The sequence below is a fragment of the Clostridium sp. genome (assembly GCF_051650885.1).
In the GTDB taxonomy this organism is placed as follows: Bacteria; Bacillota; Clostridia; order Clostridiales; family Clostridiaceae; genus Clostridium.
Genome location: NZ_JBOFRG010000032.1, coordinates 1 through 2,484 on the forward strand (window position 1 = coordinate 1; position 2,484 = coordinate 2,484).

General features: G+C 27.9%; 2 protein-coding genes, 2 tRNA genes and 2 rRNA genes. 1 reads left to right on the top strand and 5 read right to left on the bottom strand.

Annotated features, from left to right (window positions below):
- Positions 1-536 precede the first annotated feature (536 nt).
- Positions 537-1,112, top strand: coding sequence for a DJ-1/PfpI family protein (locus tag ACRC28_RS01115; protein ID WP_438541616.1), 576 nt, complete (start codon positions 537-539; stop codon positions 1,110-1,112).
- A 113-nt stretch (positions 1,113-1,225) separates the two neighbouring features.
- Here the strand turns inward: ACRC28_RS01115 and ACRC28_RS01120 are convergent, their stop codons facing one another.
- From ACRC28_RS01120 to ACRC28_RS01140, 5 genes are all read right to left on the bottom strand, one after another.
- A complete protein-coding gene (locus ACRC28_RS01120; RefSeq protein WP_438541617.1) occupies positions 1,226-1,813 on the bottom strand; it encodes a hypothetical protein in 588 nt (195 codons plus the stop codon).
- 121 nt (positions 1,814-1,934) lie between these two features.
- Positions 1,935-2,010: transfer RNA gene (locus tag ACRC28_RS01125), tRNA-Ala, on the bottom strand.
- A gap of 6 nt (positions 2,011-2,016) precedes the next feature.
- Positions 2,017-2,092: transfer RNA gene (locus tag ACRC28_RS01130), tRNA-Phe, on the bottom strand.
- 9 nt (positions 2,093-2,101) lie between these two features.
- Positions 2,102-2,218 (bottom strand): 5S ribosomal RNA (gene rrf, locus ACRC28_RS01135).
- A 172-nt stretch (positions 2,219-2,390) separates the two neighbouring features.
- Positions 2,391-2,484: ribosomal RNA gene (locus ACRC28_RS01140) — 23S ribosomal RNA — on the bottom strand; the annotation flags it as partial.

Genomic DNA, 2,484 nt, shown 5'->3' on the forward strand with positions numbered 1-2,484 from the left:
TCAAACTCTCAATAAAAAGTTTAATCTTAAATTGCTCATAAAACTTACTAATAAAAGAATTGCTGGTTTAAGTTTGTTTATATATTATTCTGTTCAATTTTCAAAGACCATTTGTTTCAATCGCTTTTGGCGACTTACTTATCTTATCACCGGAACTTTTCTTTGTCAACAACTTTTTAAAAGTTATTTTTCGAAAGTTCTGTGTATCTTTTGGACTAGCCAATCGACTCATTTATCTTACCATCTTTACTTAATGATAAATGTTATTTTTATCTCTTATAAGCTTATTATTCGCCTTATTCTTTTTTTTATTCCTATTTTCTCAAATTTTCTTATATTGATACTCATGGACTTGTTTATTTACTTTTTCAAAAAATTCAAATTATTTTTTCCTTATTTTCACGTTGTAATACCCTATTTTTATACTTAGGTATATAAAAAATACTTTTGTAAATTTCTTCCTTTTAATTTTAAAGTAGGTTATTCTAAATACATAAGCCTATATATCTAGAATAGTTTTTTAACGGAGGTACAAGTTGAATACAATATTATTATTTATATTTGATAATATGACAGATTATGAAGTTACATTTATTACACATTTACTAAAAGCAGATGCTAGAAAAAAAATTATAACAATTTCTTATGAAGATAAAATAATACAGAGTTCCTCTGGCTTATTGTACAAGCCAAACAAATTAATTAAAGATGTACTTCATTATGATTTTGATGGTTTAATAATATGTGGAGGATGGTTTGGTGAAGTTCGCTCTGAATTAATGGAGTTAATTAATAAACTTAATTCTAAGAATAAATTACTTGCAGGAATATGTGGTTCTGGAACTTTCTTTTTAGCCACTTCTGGTGTATTAAATGATGTTAAATATACTCCCCCTATTTCTAGCTGGACAAAAAATCATATTGATGTATTTGGAATGATAGATCCTTTTCCACGAGAAAATTACATCAAAAAAAGAGTTGTTACAAGTAAAAATATTATAACAGCTCAAGGAACAGCATTTATTGATTTTGCAATTGCAATATGTGATTGGTTTAATCTATTTGAGTCGGAAGAAGAAAAATGTGAATTTACACAACTATATAAAGGTTAAATTTTAAAAGTTATCACAATATTCACCTAATCTCTAAAGCTAAAATGAGTCCAGTAAAAAAAATTACTGAACTCATTTCTTAATTTAAAATATCTAATATGACTAACATTATATTAATGCTTATCAATCACATCTTTCATTAATGTAATTATATTTTCTTTTTCAAAAATAACTTTATTTTTATATGTTTCTAAATTCCCTTTAAAATTAAATACTAAATCATTGTACTCTGTTATCTTCTCAAAAATATTAATCATTTCAGAATATAATTTTTTTTCTTTTTCAGTGGTTGGTTTAGTTATCTCTAATTCAACTCTGATACTTTTCATTTTATTTTTTATATTTTCTTTTATCCCTGAATTTTCATAATATATATTCAATATTTGTATAACTTCTTTTGATGTTGTGAATGCATCTTCGTTAGATGCTGTATATGTGTCAAATTTTTCATAATCAATCTGAATACTCTCAGCTAATTCTTTCTTAGTGATTAATTTGTTTTCTTTAAGTTTGTCTAAATTTTCCATATATATATCACTTATTTTATTTAAACTAGCATTTACATCGCTCATATCTTTACATATTTTATTTAACTTTGGGTTATTATCGTTACTTTTTTTCTTTCCTTGTATCACTAAATTAAATAATAATCCAAATATAATGGCTATTATTACTATTATTCCTATAGTCATTCTTTTCATAGTTATTCCTCACAATTTTATTTACCCTTTTTTAACTCTTTCTTCTATTATATATATTTTTTATTCATAATTCTATTTATATTTTTACATAATAAAAAAGACATAGATAAATCTATGTCTTTGGTGGAGATAAAGAGATTCGAACTCTTGACCCCCTGCGTGCAAGGCAGGTGCTCTCCCAACTGAGCTATACCCCCAAATTATGGTGGCTCGAGCAGGAATCGAACCAGCGACACGAGGATTTTCAGTCCTCTGCTCTACCGACTGAGCTATCGAGCCACATAAAAAACCTAGCAACTTGCTACTCTCCCACACAGTCGCCCGTGCAGTACCATCGCCGTTATAGAGCTTAACTTTCCTGTTCGGAATGGGAAGGAGTGTTTCCTCTATGCCATCATCACTAGATAAATGAGAATCTAAATCTTCGATTTAGGTATTCGAATTTACTCAGCGAACGAAGTGAGTCGAGTTTCCTTTAAGGTAATTCTACTACTTTATACACAAAGTAATCTAATACTTTTTCTCTGATTAGAATTGTTCTCTGAAAATTGCACTTGAAATAATTATTAATATTATATTGGTCAAGCCCTCGATCTATTAGTATTGGTCAGCTGAACGTATTGCTACGCTTACACCCCCAACCTATCAACCTTGTGTTCTTCAAGGGATCT